General features: G+C 69.4%; 15 protein-coding genes. All 15 read right to left on the bottom strand.

The genetic code is table 11. The features are described from left to right. Positions 1–13 precede the first annotated feature (13 nt). The 15 genes from AC07PF_RS19265 to AC07PF_RS19195 all read right to left on the bottom strand — a co-directional run bounded on the left by AC07PF_RS19265 (position 14) and on the right by AC07PF_RS19195 (position 16,039). Entirely contained in the window at positions 14–1,594 is a 1,581-nt protein-coding gene (locus tag AC07PF_RS19265) for a C13 family peptidase (RefSeq protein WP_494612897.1), read from the bottom strand. A gap of 36 nt (positions 1,595–1,630) precedes the next feature. After that, positions 1,631–2,515: a formate dehydrogenase accessory sulfurtransferase FdhD gene (locus AC07PF_RS19260; RefSeq protein WP_494612896.1), complete on the bottom strand. Its 885-nt coding sequence runs from the start codon at positions 2,513–2,515 to the stop codon at positions 1,631–1,633. A 64-nt stretch (positions 2,516–2,579) separates the two neighbouring features. Then, positions 2,580–2,963, bottom strand: a complete 384-nt coding sequence (locus AC07PF_RS19255) for a hypothetical protein (RefSeq protein ID WP_052024556.1) — start codon at positions 2,961–2,963, stop codon at positions 2,580–2,582. A gap of 14 nt (positions 2,964–2,977) precedes the next feature. Further along, the gene (locus tag AC07PF_RS19250) at positions 2,978–4,177 is read right to left on the bottom strand and encodes a formate dehydrogenase subunit gamma (RefSeq protein ID WP_494612895.1); all 1,200 of its coding nucleotides are present in this window, start codon (positions 4,175–4,177) and stop codon (positions 2,978–2,980) included. Between the two features lie 13 nt (positions 4,178–4,190). Further along, on the bottom strand, positions 4,191–4,427 hold the full coding sequence (locus tag AC07PF_RS19245; protein ID WP_145695588.1) for a hypothetical protein: 237 nt from the start codon (positions 4,425–4,427) through the stop codon (positions 4,191–4,193). After that, the gene (fdh3B, locus tag AC07PF_RS19240) at positions 4,424–5,044 is read right to left on the bottom strand and encodes a formate dehydrogenase FDH3 subunit beta (protein WP_007861300.1); all 621 of its coding nucleotides are present in this window, start codon (positions 5,042–5,044) and stop codon (positions 4,424–4,426) included. Before fdh3B ends, AC07PF_RS19245 begins: the two co-directional genes overlap by 4 nt. Positions 5,045–5,078: 34 nt before the next feature. Further along, entirely contained in the window at positions 5,079–8,048 is a 2,970-nt protein-coding gene (locus AC07PF_RS19235) for a formate dehydrogenase subunit alpha (protein ID WP_494612894.1), read from the bottom strand. A 14-nt stretch (positions 8,049–8,062) separates the two neighbouring features. Then, on the bottom strand, positions 8,063–8,275 hold the full coding sequence (locus tag AC07PF_RS19230) for a formate dehydrogenase (protein ID WP_145695590.1): 213 nt from the start codon (positions 8,273–8,275) through the stop codon (positions 8,063–8,065). A 301-nt stretch (positions 8,276–8,576) separates the two neighbouring features. Then, complete coding sequence (locus AC07PF_RS19225; protein ID WP_494613006.1) at positions 8,577–9,182, bottom strand: TorD/DmsD family molecular chaperone; 606 nt, start codon at positions 9,180–9,182, stop codon at positions 8,577–8,579. Between the two features lie 20 nt (positions 9,183–9,202). Continuing rightward, positions 9,203–11,272: a 4Fe-4S binding protein gene (locus tag AC07PF_RS19220; RefSeq protein WP_494613005.1), complete on the bottom strand. Its 2,070-nt coding sequence runs from the start codon at positions 11,270–11,272 to the stop codon at positions 9,203–9,205. Then, entirely contained in the window at positions 11,232–11,903 is a 672-nt protein-coding gene (locus tag AC07PF_RS19215) for a DUF3306 domain-containing protein (RefSeq protein WP_494612893.1), read from the bottom strand. Before AC07PF_RS19215 ends, AC07PF_RS19220 begins: the two co-directional genes overlap by 41 nt. Next, the gene (locus tag AC07PF_RS19210; protein ID WP_007861281.1) at positions 11,896–12,450 is read right to left on the bottom strand and encodes a DUF3305 domain-containing protein; all 555 of its coding nucleotides are present in this window, start codon (positions 12,448–12,450) and stop codon (positions 11,896–11,898) included. Before AC07PF_RS19210 ends, AC07PF_RS19215 begins: the two co-directional genes overlap by 8 nt. A 60-nt stretch (positions 12,451–12,510) precedes the next feature. Beyond that, a complete protein-coding gene (gene fdhD, locus AC07PF_RS19205) occupies positions 12,511–13,410 on the bottom strand; it encodes a formate dehydrogenase accessory sulfurtransferase FdhD (protein ID WP_494612892.1) in 900 nt (299 codons plus the stop codon). Continuing rightward, positions 13,407–13,706, bottom strand: a complete 300-nt coding sequence (locus AC07PF_RS19200; RefSeq protein WP_145695595.1) for a hypothetical protein — start codon at positions 13,704–13,706, stop codon at positions 13,407–13,409. Before AC07PF_RS19200 ends, fdhD begins: the two co-directional genes overlap by 4 nt. Beyond that, positions 13,703–16,039 carry an FdhF/YdeP family oxidoreductase gene (locus tag AC07PF_RS19195; protein ID WP_494612891.1) on the bottom strand — a complete coding sequence of 779 codons (2,337 nt, stop codon included), beginning with the start codon at positions 16,037–16,039 and terminating at the stop codon, positions 13,703–13,705. The genes AC07PF_RS19200 and AC07PF_RS19195 overlap by 4 nt, the downstream gene beginning before the upstream one ends. Positions 16,040–16,117 lie beyond the last annotated feature (78 nt).

Raw genomic sequence — 16,117 nt, 5'->3', positions numbered from 1 at the left:
CGGGCCGGCGGGCTCAGCGTGGCGCGGTGGTGAGGCGCTCTTCCAGCCCCTTGAGCACCGGCCCGATCTCGGCCCCCACACGGATCTGCGGGTTCGAGAAGCCATCGGTCTTGCCGGCCTCGACCTCGCGCTGCTGGATCAGCGGCACGGCCTTCTTGAATGCCTCCTCGAAGGAATGCGTGCTGCGCAGCTGTTCGTCGAACACCGCCCGGCCGAAGAAGGTCAGCTCCGACAGCGCGCCGCAGCCATACGAGGTGTGGGTGGCGTCGGCCGCCGTCATGATCAGCGTCGAGGGCGTGGCCAGGGTGTCGATCCAGCCGCCCGAGTAGCAGGCCGAGATGGCAATCACGCGGTGGCGGATGCCCGCCGTGTCCAGCGCCTCGCGCAGCATCTCGGGGCTGATGGGCGGCACCTCCAGCGGCCAGTGCGAGGCCGCGAGCTGGTGGTTCCTGGCGCCGTGCGAGGTCATGTAGACCACGAGCACGTCGTTCTCCTTGTCCATGCGCGCGGCCAGGGCGTTCACCGCACGATCGAGGTTCTCGGGTGTGGCCCAGACATGGGTGTCGGCAGTTTCGGCATGGTTGAGCAGGTGCAGCACCCGGCCCTGCGCGTCGAAGCGCTCCTGCAGCACCTGGCTGACCATGGTGCTCTCGCGGCGGAACACGTTCTCACGCGCATACGGGGCGAACACCAGGGCATAGACGTCGGTCACGCCGGGGCGCTCAGCCACCAGGGCATCGGCCTGCTGCTGCATCAGGTCCTGCTGGGCCTCGAACACGGCCTGCGAGAGGTGCAGGCGCGCCGGCTGGGGCGCCGCATTTTCAGCGTTGTCTGCCGGGCCGGCCACCCACGACTGGGAGGACACGTAGTACAGGCTGCCCCCGGTCACGGCCAGCAGCACCAGCACGAAGACGGCGGTGTGGCCGCGGGACCGCGTGAAGCGCGCCATCAGCACGGTGTGGACCAGCACATCCCAGAGTATCGTCGCGCCGTAGATGACCCAGAAGGCCCAGTAGCCGTAGCCCGTGGACCAGCGGGCGGGGTAATGCGCCCCCAGGGCCATGAGCCCATAGGCCACGACCGAGGCGGGCAGCACGGCCACGGTGGAGAGCACCAGCCAGGCCGGCACGCCCCCCGAGGGCTGCCCCCCGGCGTCGCCAGTCGGCGGGCGCGACAGGGCCCACCAGGCGGCAGCGAGCAACGCAGGCAAGGACCACCAGAGCGTGAGCCAGCCCCCGAAGTAAAAGGCCGCGGGGCCAGGAATGTGCAGGCGCTCCAGGCCCAGGAGCAGGGCACTGCACAGCAGGACGAGAAGGATCGCCTGCCCGGGCGCAGGCACAGCAGCCCCCGTGCGGGGCCGCTTCAGCACGGATGCGCGCAGCCCCTCGCGCAGCCAGCGCGCCCCGGCCAGCCGCTCGGGCACGGCCGCCGCAGCAGGCATTGCGGTGGCCGGTGGGGGCTGGGCCCCGTCCGTCGCCGCCGGTACGGATTCGACAGGAATGCGATGGGTGTCCGGCACCTCGTCGAGGTCGTAGGGGCCAAACTGGCTGGGCAGCGTGTCCGGCCATGTGTGGGTGGATTTCTGGTCGCGCATCACCCAATCATGCCATCGCCGTGCGGCGGCCCGGTGTCAGCTGGAAGAGGAGGCTGCAGCTGCCTGCGCCAGCTCGGGCTGCAGCACCAGACGGTGGCTGCCGCTGTAGCAGACGAAGCGCCGGTTGGTGGCGCGGCCGATGGCGCACAGGCCCAGTTGCTCGGCCACGGCGTGCCCCATCTGCGTCATGCCGCTGCGCGAGACCACGATGGGCACGCCCATCTGGGCAGACTTGATGACCATCTCGCTGGTCAGCCGGCCCGTGGTGTAGAACACCTTGTCGGCGCCCGCCATCGGTGCCGCGTCGCCTGCGGCCATCCACATCCACCCTGCGATGGTGTCGATGGCATTGTGGCGGCCCACGTCCTCGACGAAGACCAGCAGCTCCTCGCCCTGGAACAGCGCGCAGCCGTGCACCGAGCCGGCCGACTTGTAGGTGCTCTCCTTGAGGCGGATGGCGTTGACGATGCCGTAGAGCTGGCCCTGCGTGAGCCGAGCCTCGGGCAGCACGATACGGTCCACCTCGTCCATCAGGCCGCCGAACACGCTGCCCTGGCCGCAGCCGGTGGTGACCACCTTGCTGGCTGTGCGCTCCTCGATGCGCGCGATGCCGTGGCGCGTGCGCACGGCAGCGGCGTTGACCTCCCAGTCCACGGTGATCGATTCGATGTCCTGCACCGACTCCACCAAGCGCTGGTTGCGCAGGTAGCCCAGCACCAGCAGCTCGGGGTGCGCGCCCAGGGTCATCAGCGTGACGAGCTCACGGTTGTCGACATACACGGTCAGCGGCCGCTCGGCGGGGATGGACAGCTCTTCGCGCTCGCCGTGTTCGTTGACCACCTCGACGCGGTGGGTCAGCGGCGCCCGTGCCTGGGTCAGGCGCGGCAGGCGAAGGTCGGTGGCAGGCAGGGGCGTGCTCATGGGCACAGCGTACCCCATCCCCGCAGGGTGCAGCGGGGGCATGCCCGCCGATGCCGTGCGGTGCTCAGGACTTGGGGGCCGAAGCGGCCGCCGCGGGTGTCTGGGTACTGGGCGGGCTGCTGGCCGTGCCCGGTGGCGAGTGCGCCCCCGCCGCCTCGATGGGCTTGGCTTCGGGCGGTGTGTAGGCGAACGGGCCGGGGTCCGCACAGGCCGCGCCCGTAGCGGCAGGCTTGGCGGCGGGATTGGTCTTGCGGTAGTGGGCCGCGACCTTGTCCTGCGACTGGCACAGCTTGTAGTTGTCGACCTTGCCGGCCCAGGCGGCCTTGGCGGCGGCTTCGGCCGCCTTGGCTGCCGCCTCGGGCGGTGGCGGCGGCAATTTGGCCAGCGCGGCACTGCAGGCGCAGGCGGCGGAAAGGGCCAGCAGCAAAGTGCGGGGGAGGTGGTTCATCGTCATGGGGGACCTCATGCCTGAACGGGCTTGGCAGCAGTGGCCTCGCCCGCGGGCTCGGCACTGCTGCTGCGTTGCGAGGGGATCTTGCCGGCCTGGATGTCTTCGTACCAGAGCTGGTGGTGCTCCTTCGCCCAGGTCTCGTCCACGTAGCCGGTCTTCATGGCCTTGTAGGCGCCCTGCATGCCGATGGTGCCCAGGTAGATGTGGCCCATGAACATCACCATCATCACCACCGTGGCCACGGCGTGGACCATGTGCGCGATCTGCATGGTGCCGCGCTCGTAGATGAGCCCGGGCACGAGCTTGTCCAGCACCAGGCCCGAGGCCACGACGATGGCACCCAGGAACAGCACCCCGCCCCAGAAGATCAGCTTCTCGCCGGCATTGAAGCGGTGCGAGGGCACCTCCTGGCCCGAGAGCATGCCGCCGCCCTTGAGCAGCCAGGTGAGGTCGCCGCGGCGCGGGAAATTGTCCTTGACGAAGGTGAGGAACACGATGAGCAGCGACACCGCGAACAGCGGCCCGGCGAAGTTGTGCACGTTCTTGAGCACGTAGGCTAGCCAGCCGAACAGCGTGCCGCCCAGGATGGGCAGCAGGAAGAACTTGCCGAAGGCCATCACCAGGCCCGAGATGGCCAGCGCCACGAAGGCGATGGCATTGGCCCAGTGGGCGGAGCGCTCGAACGGCGTGAAGCGCTCGATCTTGCGGCCCGTCTCGGCGCCGTGCAGGTGCATGGTGCCCTTGCGCCAGTAGAACAGCGCGATGGCGCCCGCCACGATGAGCAGCAGCGAGCCGCCGTAGGGGATGATCCACTGGTTGCGCACCTGGCGCCAGGCCTCGCCCGCATTGGTCACGCGCGAGCCGGGGTACTGCACGAAGGGCTGTATCAGGTTGCCGGCCTCGGGCGCCTGGCTCTTGGGCAGGCTGCTGTAGCCCGTGACGCCCTCGCCCACCTGGCGCCACATCGGCGCGTTGTTGCCCGGCTGCACCTTGGCGCGCTCGCCGTTGCTCTGCCTGGCATAGCCCGGCTCCTCGCTGGCATCGGGTTTGACCTGGAAGATGTTCTGGCTCTGGATACCGCCTGGTGCCGGCGCAGCAGCAGCGGCGGTGGCCGGCGTGGCCACCGAGGCCGCATCGGCCGGCGCCTGGGCGGCCGCCGTGCCCCAGGCCAGTCCGGCACACAGGGCAATGCTGCACAGGATGGTTTTCATGTCAGGCCTCGCTCTAGCGGGTGCTACGGGTGTATTCGTTCTGGCCGTACTGCTGGCGCGCCTTGAGCTGCTGCTCCCAGCCGGCCTTGTCGCCGGCCTTCCAGCCGGGCTGCGTGAAGTTGCTGCCCGTGCCTGCATAGGGCGGCGCATCGACGCGCACGCCGCCGCCGGTCTGTGGCTTCTCCGTGCAGGCCGCCAGCGCCAGCAGCCCGCAGGCGGCACAGAGGATCAGCGCGCTGCGCCCGGTCATGACTTGGCTCCCGGCGTGGGTTGGCCGGCCTGCTTGGAGCCGTAGGCCGTGCCCCAGCCCCAGACCTCGGCACCCTTGCCACGCTGCACCACGCGGTTGCGGAAGATGTCCGCCACCACGTCGCCATCGCCGGCCAGGAGGGCCTTGGTGGAACACATCTCGGCGCAGGCCGGCAGCTTGCCCTCGGCCAGGCGGTTGCGGCCGTACTTGTCGAACTCGGCCTGGCTGCCATGGGTCTCGGGGCCGCCGGCGCAGAAGGTGCACTTGTCCATCTTGCCGCGCACGCCGAAGGTGCCCTGCGAGGGGAACTGGGGTGCGCCGAACGGGCAGGCATAGCTGCAATAGCCGCAGCCGATGCACACGTCCTTGTCGTGCAGCACCACGCCCTCGTCGGTGCGGTAAAAGCAGTTCACCGGGCACACGGCCATGCAGGGCGCATCGCTGCAGTGCATGCAGGCCACCGAGATGGATTTTTCGCCCGGCACGCCGTCGTTGAGGGTGACCACACGGCGGCGGTTCACGCCCCAGGGCACTTCGTGCTCGTTCTTGCAGGCGGTGACGCAGCCGTTGCATTCGATGCAGCGTTCTGCATCGCAGATGAATTTCATTCGTGCCATGGGGTGTCTCCTGGTCGCTGCTTGTGCTGCGTGCTCACGCGCGTTCCACGTTGCAAACCGTGGTCTTGGTTTCCTGCATCATGGTCACGCTGTCGTAGCCATAGGTGGTGGCGGTGTTCACGGCCTCGCCGCGCACGACCGGGGCCGCGCCCTTGGGGTAGTGGGCCAACATGTCTGCGCCCTGCCAGTGGCCCGAGAAGTGGAACGGCATCCACACCGTGTCGGGTGCCACGCGTTCGGTCACCATCGCCTGCACGTTGATACGGGCGCCTGTGGGCGAACTAAGCCACACCCGCTCGCCGTTGCGCACGCCGCGCTCGCCGGCGGTCTTGGGGTTGATTTCCACGAACGACTCCTGCTGCAGCTCGGCCAGCCAGGGGTTGGAGCGGGTTTCCTCGCCGCCGCCCTCGTACTCGACCAGCCGGCCCGAGGTCAGGATCAGCGGGAACTTCTCGTGCACCTTGTCGGCGATGTTCTTGTCCTGCACGCTTTTGTAGAGCGTGGGCAGGCGCCAGAAGGCCTTCTTGTCGTCGTGCGTAGGGTACTTCGCCATCAGGTCGGGCCGGGTGCCGTACAGCGGCTCGCGGTGCTGCGGGATGGCATCGGGGAAGTTCCACACCACGGCGCGCGCCTTGGCATTGCCGAAAGGGTGGCAGCCATGGTTCTTCATGGTCACGCGGATGATGGCGCCCGTGGGGTCGGTCTTCCAGTTCTTGCCCTCGGCGGCCTTCTTCTCGGCGTCGGTCAGTTCATCCCACCAGCCGAGCTTCTTGAGCAGCACCTGGTCGAACTCGGGGTAGCCGGTGGTGATGTCGGAGCCCAGCGAGTACGAGCCGTCTTCGGCCAGCAGGTTCTGGCCGTCCTTTTCCACGCCGAAGTTGGCGCGGAAGCACCCGCCGCCATCCATGACATGCTTGGAATTGTCATAGAGGTTGGACGAGCCGGGGTGCTTGAGCTCGGGCGTGCCATAGCAGGGCCAGGGCAGGCCGAAGTAGTCGCCCGTGAAGTCGTAGCCGGTCTCCTTGTCCTTGCCGCCCTTGGCCTTGAGGGTCTTCACGTCGAACAGGTGCATGTTCTTCATGTGCGCCTTCAGGCGCTCGGGGCTCTGCCCGGTGTAGCCGATGGTCCAGACGCTGCGGTTGATCTCGCGCAGGATGTCCTCGATCACGGGCTCGTCCATGCCCTGCACCTTCTGCAGCTTGTAGTTCTTGACCAGTTCCTTGTCGAAGCCCAGCTTCTGCGCGAACTGGTACATGATCATGTGGTCGGAGCGGCTCTCCCACAGCGGCTCGATCACCTTCTCGCGCCACTGCAGCGAGCGGTTGGAGGCGGTGCACGAACCGCTGGTTTCGAATTGCGTGGCTGCGGGCAGCAAATAAACCGCGCGGTTCGGATTCAGGTCCTCGGCCCGGCCGGGCATGGCGGCCATGGCCGCGGTGGCCGAGGGGTAGGGATCGACCACGACGAGCAGGTCGAGCTTGTCCATGGCGCGCTTCATCTCCAGGCCCCGGGTCTGGGAATTGGGCGCATGGCCCCAGAAGAACACGCCGCGCAGGTTGGCGTCCTGGTCGATCAGCTCGTTCTTTTCGAGCACGCCATCGATCCAGCGCGAGACCGTGAGGCCCGACTTGGTCATCATCGCCGGGCTCGCATAGCGGGCCTTGATCCACTCGAAGTCCACGCCCCAGACGGCGGCGAAGTGCTTCCAGGCGCCTTCGGCAATGCCGTAGTAGCCGGGCAGCGAGTCGGGGTTGGGGCCCACGTCAGTGGCGCCCTGCACGTTGTCGTGTCCGCGGAAGATGTTGGTGCCGCCGCCGGACTTTCCCACGTTGCCCAGCGCCAGCTGCAGGATGCACGAAGCGCGCACGATGGCGTTGCCGATGGTGTGCTGCGTCTGGCCCATGCACCAGACCACGGTGCCGGGGCGGTGGGCGTTGAGCAGGCTGGCCACCTTGAAGACCTGCTCCTCCTTGACGCCGCAGGCCTCCTCGACCTTGTCGGGCGTCCACTTGACCAGGATCTCCTCGCGCACCTTGTCCATGCCGTAGACACGGTCGTTGATGTACTGCTTGTCTTCCCAGCCGTTCTTGAAGATGTGGTACAGCAGGCCGAACAGGAAGGGGATGTCGGTGCCCGAGCGGATGCGCACGTACTCGTCGGCCTTGGCCGCCGTGCGCGTGAAGCGCGGGTCCACCACGATCATCTTGCAGCCGGTCTCCTTGGCATGCAGCATGTGCAGCATGCTCACCGGGTGGGCCTCGGCCGCGTTGGAGCCGATGTACATGGCGACCTTGCTGTTCTGCATGTCGTTGTACGAATTCGTCATGGCCCCGTAGCCCCAGGTGTTGGCCACACCGGCCACCGTGGTGGAGTGGCAGATGCGCGCCTGGTGGTCGCAGTTGTTGGTGCCCCAGAAGCTCACGAACTTGCGCAGCAGGTAGGCCTGCTCGTTGTTGTGCTTGGACGAACCCACGAAGTACACGCTGTCGGGCCCGCTGGCCTTGCGCAGATCCTGCATGCGGGCCGTGATTTCATTGAGCGCCGTGTCCCAGCTGATGCGCTCGTACTTGCCGTTGACCAGCTTCATCGGGTAGCGCAGGCGGTACTCGCCATGGCCGTGCTCGCGCAGCGCAGCGCCCTTGGCGCAGTGCGCGCCCAGGTTGATGGGCGAGTCGAACACCGGCTCCTGGCGCACCCAGACGCCGTTCTCGACCACGGCATCCACCGCGCAGCCGACCGAGCAGTGGGTGCAGATGGTGCGGCGCACCTCGATCTTGCTGTCGCCCAGGCCGACCTTGGCGCCCTCGGCGGCGTTGGACTTCTTGACCAGCGCGAGCTGCGAGGCGGCGATGCCCACGCCGACGCCCAGGCCCGAGCGGCGCAGGAAGGCGCGCCGGTCCATGGTGGGCAGGGCCTTGGCCAGGCCGCGCTGCAGGCTGTGGACAAAAGGGGAGGAGGCCGCAGCGCCCTCCCGGGCGTGGGAAGACTTCTTGGTGAGCAACATGGTGCGCCCCGCGGTCAGAGTTGGGTGGTCTTGTAGTACTGCTGGACGTGCGCCGAGAGGCGGTAGCCGCCACCGCGCTCGGGCGGGGCCGGTACCGGCTCGGCCACGGCAGTGGCATCGGGCGCTGCGATGTGCGGCAAGGCCGCGACGGCTGCGGCGGCAGCCCCTGCGGTGGCTGCACCTGCAAAGAAGCGGCGGCGGGAAGGTTGGGGCTGGCTGTCCTGCATCGTTGTCTCCAGGAGGGCTTGCGGCTATGCAATGTCGTTCATACAGTCTATGCGAGTGTTCGGCCCGCTGCAATCGGGTATGGCCACCCCATAGGTTTGCACTCGGGTTTAGGGCGACGTTCTCGCACTGCAACATTTCCGGTTGTCATCGAATTACGCGCCACCCATGAGACTGGCGCAACCGAGACCAGCGCCCCCGCGCAAGGGCCGCCCCGCCGCGCTGGGGGCGTCCCCCTCCCGACTCGCGCAGCGAGTCGAGAGAGGGGTGAAGGCGCGAAGCGACTCAGGGGGTGCTTCATTTCTATTCCAGCATGTCGAAACCCTGGGCCTCGACGGCCGCAAAGGCCCGTGTGAAGCGGGCCAGCGCGCCATAGAAGGGGGCGGCGGGGTGGGCCTCCAGCACGTCGCACAGGGCCGGCAGCCAGGGCTGCAGGTGGGCGGCAAAAAAGTCCCGTTGGTTCGCAAGGTTGCACACCGCCATGTCGTCGCCGGCGATCAGGTAGCGCATGGCTTCGCACAGGTAGGCGATATGGTCCTCGGTCTCGGGCATGGCCTCGCTGCGGGCCAGGCCCAGCGCGCCGAGGTCGCTGCGCAGGCGCGCGAGCGGTTTTTCGTTGAGAAAGCCGCTCAGGTAGTGCGATCCGTACAGGAAGACCTCGGGCTTGCCCACGCCGCCGAACAGGCGCTCGAACTCGGCGGCGGTGGCCGCATCGCCCTGCGCCCGGGCAGCCCCCACCAGCTGCTGCCAGGGGTCTTCGAGCAAGCCGCCCTGCGCAGGCGCTTCGGTCACGGCCACGCGCAGCAGGGCCAGCAGCTCCGGGGGCGGCGCGCTGTAGTACAGCTGCGCCAGCAGGCCATAGAGTTCGGCGCGCGCGGTTTCCTCGTCGAGGGCAGCGCTGGACGCCATGGTCAGGGGGGCGGTGGCGCTCACAGGTCCGTCACTTTCGCTTCGCTTTGGGAAGAATACAGGTCGATCACGCGGCAGTCGCTGCACATCTTGAGGCGCTCCAGCGCCTCGCCCTGGAACATGGCATGGCCCGCGAGCCGCTCCAGCATGGCCTCGATGGCCTTGAGCGTGCCGAAGGGTTTGCTGCAGCGCACACAGGCCCAGGGCTGGGTCTCGGCGAGCACGCGCAGCTGCGTGCGCTCGGGCGTGAGCAACAGGCGCGGCTGCAGGGCGATGGCGTCCTCGGGGCAGGTGGTGGCGCACAGGCCGCACTGCACGCAGTTCTTTTCGAGAAAGCGCAGCTGCGGCAGCTGCGGGTTGTCCTGAAGCGCCCCCGCGGGGCAGGCGCTCACGCAGCTCAGGCACAGCGTACAGCGGTCCTTGGCGACCGTGATGGCCCCGAGCGGCGCGCCGGCTGCCGGCAGCGCGATGGCCTCGGGCAGGCCGTCTTTCAGCAGCGGCGCATGGGCGGTGAAGTGGTCCAGCGCCATCTCCAGCGTGGCGCGCTTTTCCTGGGCCACACCATGGCGCGCGGCCACGGGCGGCAGCAGCTGGCGCGTATGGCGCAGGGACTGCAGGCCTGCATCGAGCGCTGCCGCGTCGTCCGCGCGCAGCAGCCGCAGGTGGCTGCCGGTGTAGCCCAGCCCGTGCAGGATGGCCTGGGCCACGTCCATCTGCTCCTGCAGGCCGGCGAGGTACTGGGGTGCCTCCTCGTGCGTGGCCAGCACCACCACCTGCGAGGCACCATAGGCCAGCGCGCTGAGCCACAGGTCCACGCCGGTGCTGGCCGTGTGCCACAGCGGCACCGGGATCACCTGGGCCGGCACGCCCTGGGCGCGCCGCAGCTGGGCGGCGCGGCCCAGCGCATCGACCAGGACCTGGCCGCGCTCCTGGCTGTGCAGCAGCAACACGGCATCCTTGCCGCCCGCGGCCGCGTAGGTGGACAACAGGGCCTTGAAGCGCGCGCCCTGCTCCGTGGCACCCGGGTAGGCAAACGACAGCGCCCCGGTAGGGCACACCGTGCTGCAGGCGCCGCAGCCCACGCACAGGTGGGGGTTGACCTTGATCTGCTGGCGGCCCTTGTCGCTGGAAATGGCCTCGGCAGAACAGACCTCGATGCAGGCATTGCAGCCCACGGTCTCGTTGCGGCTGTGGGCGCAGAGCTTTTGCTTGTAGGCAAAGAAACGGGGCTTGTCGAACTCGCCCACCAGCTCGCGCAGCTTGAGCAGCACGGCCATGTCGCGCCCATCGCTGCGGAAATAGCCTTGCGGCGGCGCATGCTGGGTGAAGGCCGGCTCGGCCGTGGCCGGGCGCAGGTCCAGCACCAGGTCGAAGCGCTCCTGCTGCACGCTGGCCTCGCGGCCGAAGTCGATGGCGCCGGCCACCTGGCAGGCGCGCACGCAGGCGCGGTTGGCATCACAGGCCGACAGGTCCACCTGGTAGTCCAGGCCGATGGCATTCTCGGGGCAGGCCACGATGCAGGCATTGCAGCGTGTGCACAGGTCCAGATCGATGGGGTTGTCGGCAGACCACTGCACGTCGAAGGCCCCGAGCCAGCCCGAGAGGCCCGTGAGGCGCCCCGCGAGCACGGGAAAGCGCCGCGCCTGGGCGCCGCCGGCCCGGCCCGGGCCCTGCGCGAACAGGGTCACGTCGAGCACGTCGGCCACCAGCGCCGCGGCCTGCTCGGCCGCGTCGAGCGGGCCGATGACCAGCAGGCGGCCCATGCTCTTGTAGGTGACGGTGGCCACCGGCGGCGGCTCGGGCAGGCGCGCGGCGGCCAGCAGCGCAGCGATCTTGGGGCCCGCCTCGCGGGCATCGCGGCTCCAGCCCCCGGTCTCGCGGATGTTCACGAAGCGGATCGGCGAGACCGCGCCTTCGGTCTGCGCGCCGAGTGCGCCGAACAGGCGCTGCTCCTGGGTGCAGGCCACCACCACCTCCTGGCCGGTGCGGATGGCGCCCTGGAAGGCGCCGGCCTCGCGCCGGCACAGCGTGGAGTGGAGCGTCAGATCCTCATGCAGGGCCGCGCCCAACGCCTTCGCGTCGAGGGGCATCGTCTGGTTGCAGTCGCAGATCAGCGTGGTCATGTTCGGTATGGCTGGCTACCCTGGCCGCTGCGTCCCCTTGCGGGGGCGTGGCGGCCAGTACTGGCGAGCTAGGAATGGCGGTGCATACCTCGGACTGTGCCACGTCTGGCGGCACAGCCGACTCCGCATCATCCCGAGGCTGAGCATCCTGCTGGGCCATTGCCGGCGCGGGCGTGCCGGCGGCCTCCTTTTCATGGTCGAAGAAGCCCATGAAATGGGCGCTGGCCATCTGGCGCAGCATGCCTTCGGGCAGCGGGTCGGGCTTGGAATAGTCATCGATGTAGATGTCCAGGCCGTCCATGGCATTGAAGTGGGGGTCGGCAAACAGCTTCTTCATGGCCGTGTTGCGCACATCGGGCGCCACGCCACGGCCCATGAAAGGCTTGAAGTCGGATTCGGGCGTCAGGGCCTGGGCATCGGCCAGGGTGGGCGGTTCGGGCTCCACGGCGGCGGGCACAGGCGGCTGCTCTGCGGCAGGGGTGGCCACCGGCGATGCCAGCACCTCGGGCGCGGGCGGGAGTTCCGGCTCCTGCACGGGCCGGCCCGCTGCCACCTCCTGCTTGCGGCGCGACCAGCGCGAGAGAAAGCCGTCAGCCATGGTGCTGGCCGCCCCGGCCACCGCGCTGCTTGTCGGTGGAGACCGATGCCGGATTGCCGAAGCGGTCGGTGAGCGACTGGAAGCTGTCGGGCCGCCGGCGGCGCTTGGGCTCGGGCGCATAGTGCTCGTCGACAAAGGCCTGCAGCAAGGCCAGAACCTCTGGCGGCGCGGGCACCTGCTCCACCGTTTCCTGCGCATCGAGCCAGCGGCCGGCATCGTGGTAGCTCAGGCTCACGGCCACGGGGCGCGCCAGCGGCTCGGCAACGCTGCCCTCCTCGTCCATGCGCCAGAGCACGAACCAGCAGGGCGCGGGTGCCGACAGGTTCAGGTGGTAGCCCTCGCCATCGTCCTTGAACAGCTCGACCGCAAAGCCCGGGAACAGCCACAGGGCCTGGTCCGCGTCCTCGCGCAGCAGGCGCGGCACGTCGCCGAAGGCGGCTTCGCCGGGCACCACGCCGTCGAGCACCCAGCGCCAGGGCTGCCAGCGGTTGTCCAGGCGCTCGCGGCGCATGGTGACGGCGACTTCGAGGGTGGGGCGCTGGGACATGGCCCGACTGTACTGCGCAAGCCTGTACTGCTTGCGGCGGCGAGGGTTTTCCCCTGTCGCTCAGGTCCGCGCCTGCGCACCCGGCGCATACAGCACCGCGCGCGGCGCGCGGCACAGGCCCCACAGGCGCAGCCCGGCCAGTTCGGCCACCTGCACGCCGGTGGCGGTGGGGGCCGAGATGGTGGCCAGCGCCGAGATACCCACGCGGGCGCACTTGCGCACCAGCTCGTGGCTGCCCCGGCTGCTGAGCACGACGAAGCCGGGCTCGGCCAGGCGCCCGCTGCGCGACAGCCAGCCGATGAGCTTGTCCAGCGCGTTGTGCCGGCCCACGTCTTCGCAGACCTGGGCCAGGCGCCCGTCCAGCGTGGCCCATCCGGCGGCATGCAGCGAGCCCGACTGCGCGTTGTGCGGCTGCAGCGCCTTGAGGTCGGCAAAGGCGCGCAGCACGGTAGGCAGGTCCACGCCCCCGATCCAGTCGCGCGCCGGCAGGCGCTCGGGCGCCAGGTCGAGCGCGGCAAAGCTCTCCACGCCGCACACGCCGCAGCCCGTGCGGCCGGCCATGCTGCGGCGCCGGTCCTTGAGGCGCTCGAAGCTGCGCGCCGATATCTCCAGGTGCACCTCGACCCCCGGCACGCCGGGCGGCAGGTGTGCCGCACGGGCATCCGCCAGCTGCAGCGTGCTGCCGCGGCAGTCCTGCGCCTGGTCGAGGATGCCTTCGCTGAGCGCAAAGCCGAGCGCAAAATCTTCGAGCTGCTCGGGCGTGGCCATCATCACCGCGTGCGAGACGCCGTTGAACACCAGCGCCACCGGAATCTCCGCCGCCAGGGTATCGGAGCGCAAGGCCCCGTCCTGCGGCACGCCTGCCTCGCCGAACACCCGCACGGGCCGCTGGGCCAACGCCGACAGTTCCAGCGCCGCATCGGCCTCGCCGTCGGGCAGGGAGAACGGCTGCGCGCTCACGGGGCTTCCCCCGCGGCCGGCAACTCCCGCGCCACGGCGCGGCCGGCGTCGGTCAGGTGGGCCACCCAGCGCTCGCCCACCTGGTCCACGCGCACCCAGCCGGGGCCGCGCTGGCCGCCCACCGCGGCATCGCTCATCAGCGTGAGCTCGCGCAGGAGCACGCTCACGCCCTGGCCCAGGTGCTTACCCAGGCGCGGCAGCGACACGCCGGGCGCCGCCGCCCCGTCCTGGCCGCGGGACTCTTCGGCCAGCGCACGCAGGATGGCGCAGGCCAGGGTTTCCTCCTGGGCGGTCATGGCGCCTCGGCCTGCGCCGGCGCGGCGGCGCCCGCCAGGGCCGCCGCGCCCGGCCCATGCGGCAGCAGCAGCACCGGGATGGACTTGGAGGTGGGCGTGCCCGCCGTATCGGCCACGGCCGACAGCGGCACCAGCGGGTTCGTCTCGGGGTAGTAGGCCGCGAGGTTGCCGCGCGGGATGTCGTAGGCCACGAGCTTGAAGCGGTCCGCGCGGCGCTCCTGGCCGTCGCTCCACACGGTCTGGATGTCGACCCAGTCGCCGTCCTGCATGCCCAGGGCGCGGATGTCCTTGTCGTTGATGAACACCACGCGGCGCTGGCCGTAGACGCCGCGGTAGCGGTCGTCCATGCCGTAGATGGTGGTGTTGTACTGGTCGTGCGAGCGCGTGGTCAGCAGCGTGAACACCACCGCATCCTTGTAGCGTTCACGCGCGATGTGCGAGGGCGTGTCGCGGGGCACGGCGTGGGCATGGAAGCTGGCCTTGCCCGAGGCCGTGGCCCACACGCGCTCGCTGGCCGTGTTGCGCAGCCGGAACCCGCCGGGCACGGCCACGCGCTGGTTGAAGTCCTTGAAGTCGGGGAACACTTTCTCGATCTGGTCGCGGATGCGCGCATAGTCTTCCACCAGCCACATCCAGGGAATATTGCTGCGCCCGGCCAGCGTGGCCGCGGCGAGCCGCGCGACGATGGCCGGCTCGGACAGCAGGTGTTCGGAGGCCGGCGGGTTGATGCCCACCGAGATGTGCACCATGCTCATCGAATCCTCCACCGTCACGCCCTGCGGTCCGCCGGCCTGCACGTCGATCTCGGTGCGGCCCAGACAGGGCAGGATCAGCGCCTCCTTGCCATGCACGATGTGGCTGCGGTTGAGCTTGGTGGTCACATGCACCGTGAGGTCGCAGCGCTGCAGCGCCTTCCAGGTCTCGTAGGTGTCGGGGGTGGCGGCGGCGAAATTGCCGCCCAGGGCGAAGAACACCTTGCCCTTGCCGTCCAGCATGTGGCGGATGGCCTCCACGGTGTCCACGCCGTTCTCGCGCGGCGGCTCGAAGCCGAACACGTCGCGCAGCCGGTCGAGCAGCGCCGCCGGGGGCTTCTCCCAGATGCCCATGGTGCGGTCGCCCTGCACGTTGCTGTGGCCGCGCACCGGGCAGGGGCCTGCGCCCTCGCGGCCGATGTTGCCGCGCATCATGAGCAGGCTGACGATGCCCTGTATCGTGGCCACCGCGTACTTGTGCTGGGTGATGCCCATGCCCCAGCAGGCGATCACGTTCCTGGCGCCGATGTAGATGTCGGCCGCGGAGCGCATCTGTTCCTCGGTCAGGCCCGACTCCTGCTCCAGCAGCTCCCAGGACTCGGCGCGCAGGTCCGCCGCCAGGGCGTCGAAGCCGGTGGTGTGCTCGGCGATGAAGGCGTGGTCGAGCACGCCGCCGCGGGCGTCCTCCTGCTCCAGCACATGCTTCATCATGCCCTTGACGGCCGGCAGGTCGCCGCCCACGCGCAGCTGGAAGTAGTGCGTGCTGATGGGCGTGGAGCCGAAGGTGGCCATCTCCAGCTTGTCCTGCGGGTCGGCAAAGCGCTCCAGCCCGCGCTCGCGCAGGGGGTTGAAGCTCACGATGCGCGCGCCGCGCTTGTGCGCCTCGCGCAGCTCGCCAAGCATGCGCGGGTGGTTGGTGCCCGGGTTCTGGCCGAAGATGAAGATCGCGTCGGCGCACTCGAAGTCGTGCAGGGTCACCGTGCCCTTGCCCACGCCGATCTGCGGGCGCATGCCACTGCCGCTGGGCTCGTGGCACATGTTCGAGCAGTCGGGAAAGTTGTTCGTGCCGTACTGGCGCACGAACAGCTGGTACAGGAAGGCGGCCTCGTTGCTGGCCCGGCCCGAGGTGTAGAAGATGGCCTGGTTCGGATCGGGCAGCGCGTTCAGGTGGCGCGCGATCAGCGCGAAGGCATCGTCCCAGGAGATCGGGCGGTACTGGTCGCTGGGCGCATGGTAGGCCATGGGCTGCGTGAGCCGGCCCTGGTCTTCGAGCCAGAAATCGCTCTGCCCGGCCAGCTCGGCCACGGTGTACTGGGCGAACAGGCTGGGGCCGGCACGCCGGGCCGTGGCCTCGGCGGCCACGGCCTTGACGCCGTTCTCGCAGAACTCGAAGGTGGAGGCATGGTTGCGGTCGGGCCAGGCACAGCCCGGGCAGTCGAAGCCATCGGGCTGGTTGGCCGAGAGCAGCGTCTTGGCGCCCTTCAGGGGAATGTCCTGGCGCAGCAGCGCATTCTTGACGCTGTTGAGCGCGCCCCAGCCGCCGGCCGGGCCTTTGTAGAACTCGATTTTTTCTTGCTTCATCATGGTCTCCTGGACGGGCGCCCCTGCTTGGACTGTGCCATGCGCCGGGCGTTCCCGGCCCCCTGCCCTGCAGGGGGC

The sequence above is a fragment of the Acidovorax sp. GW821-FHT10A04 genome (genome assembly GCF_059415825.1).
This window is presented reverse-complemented; position numbering and strand designations above follow the sequence as displayed.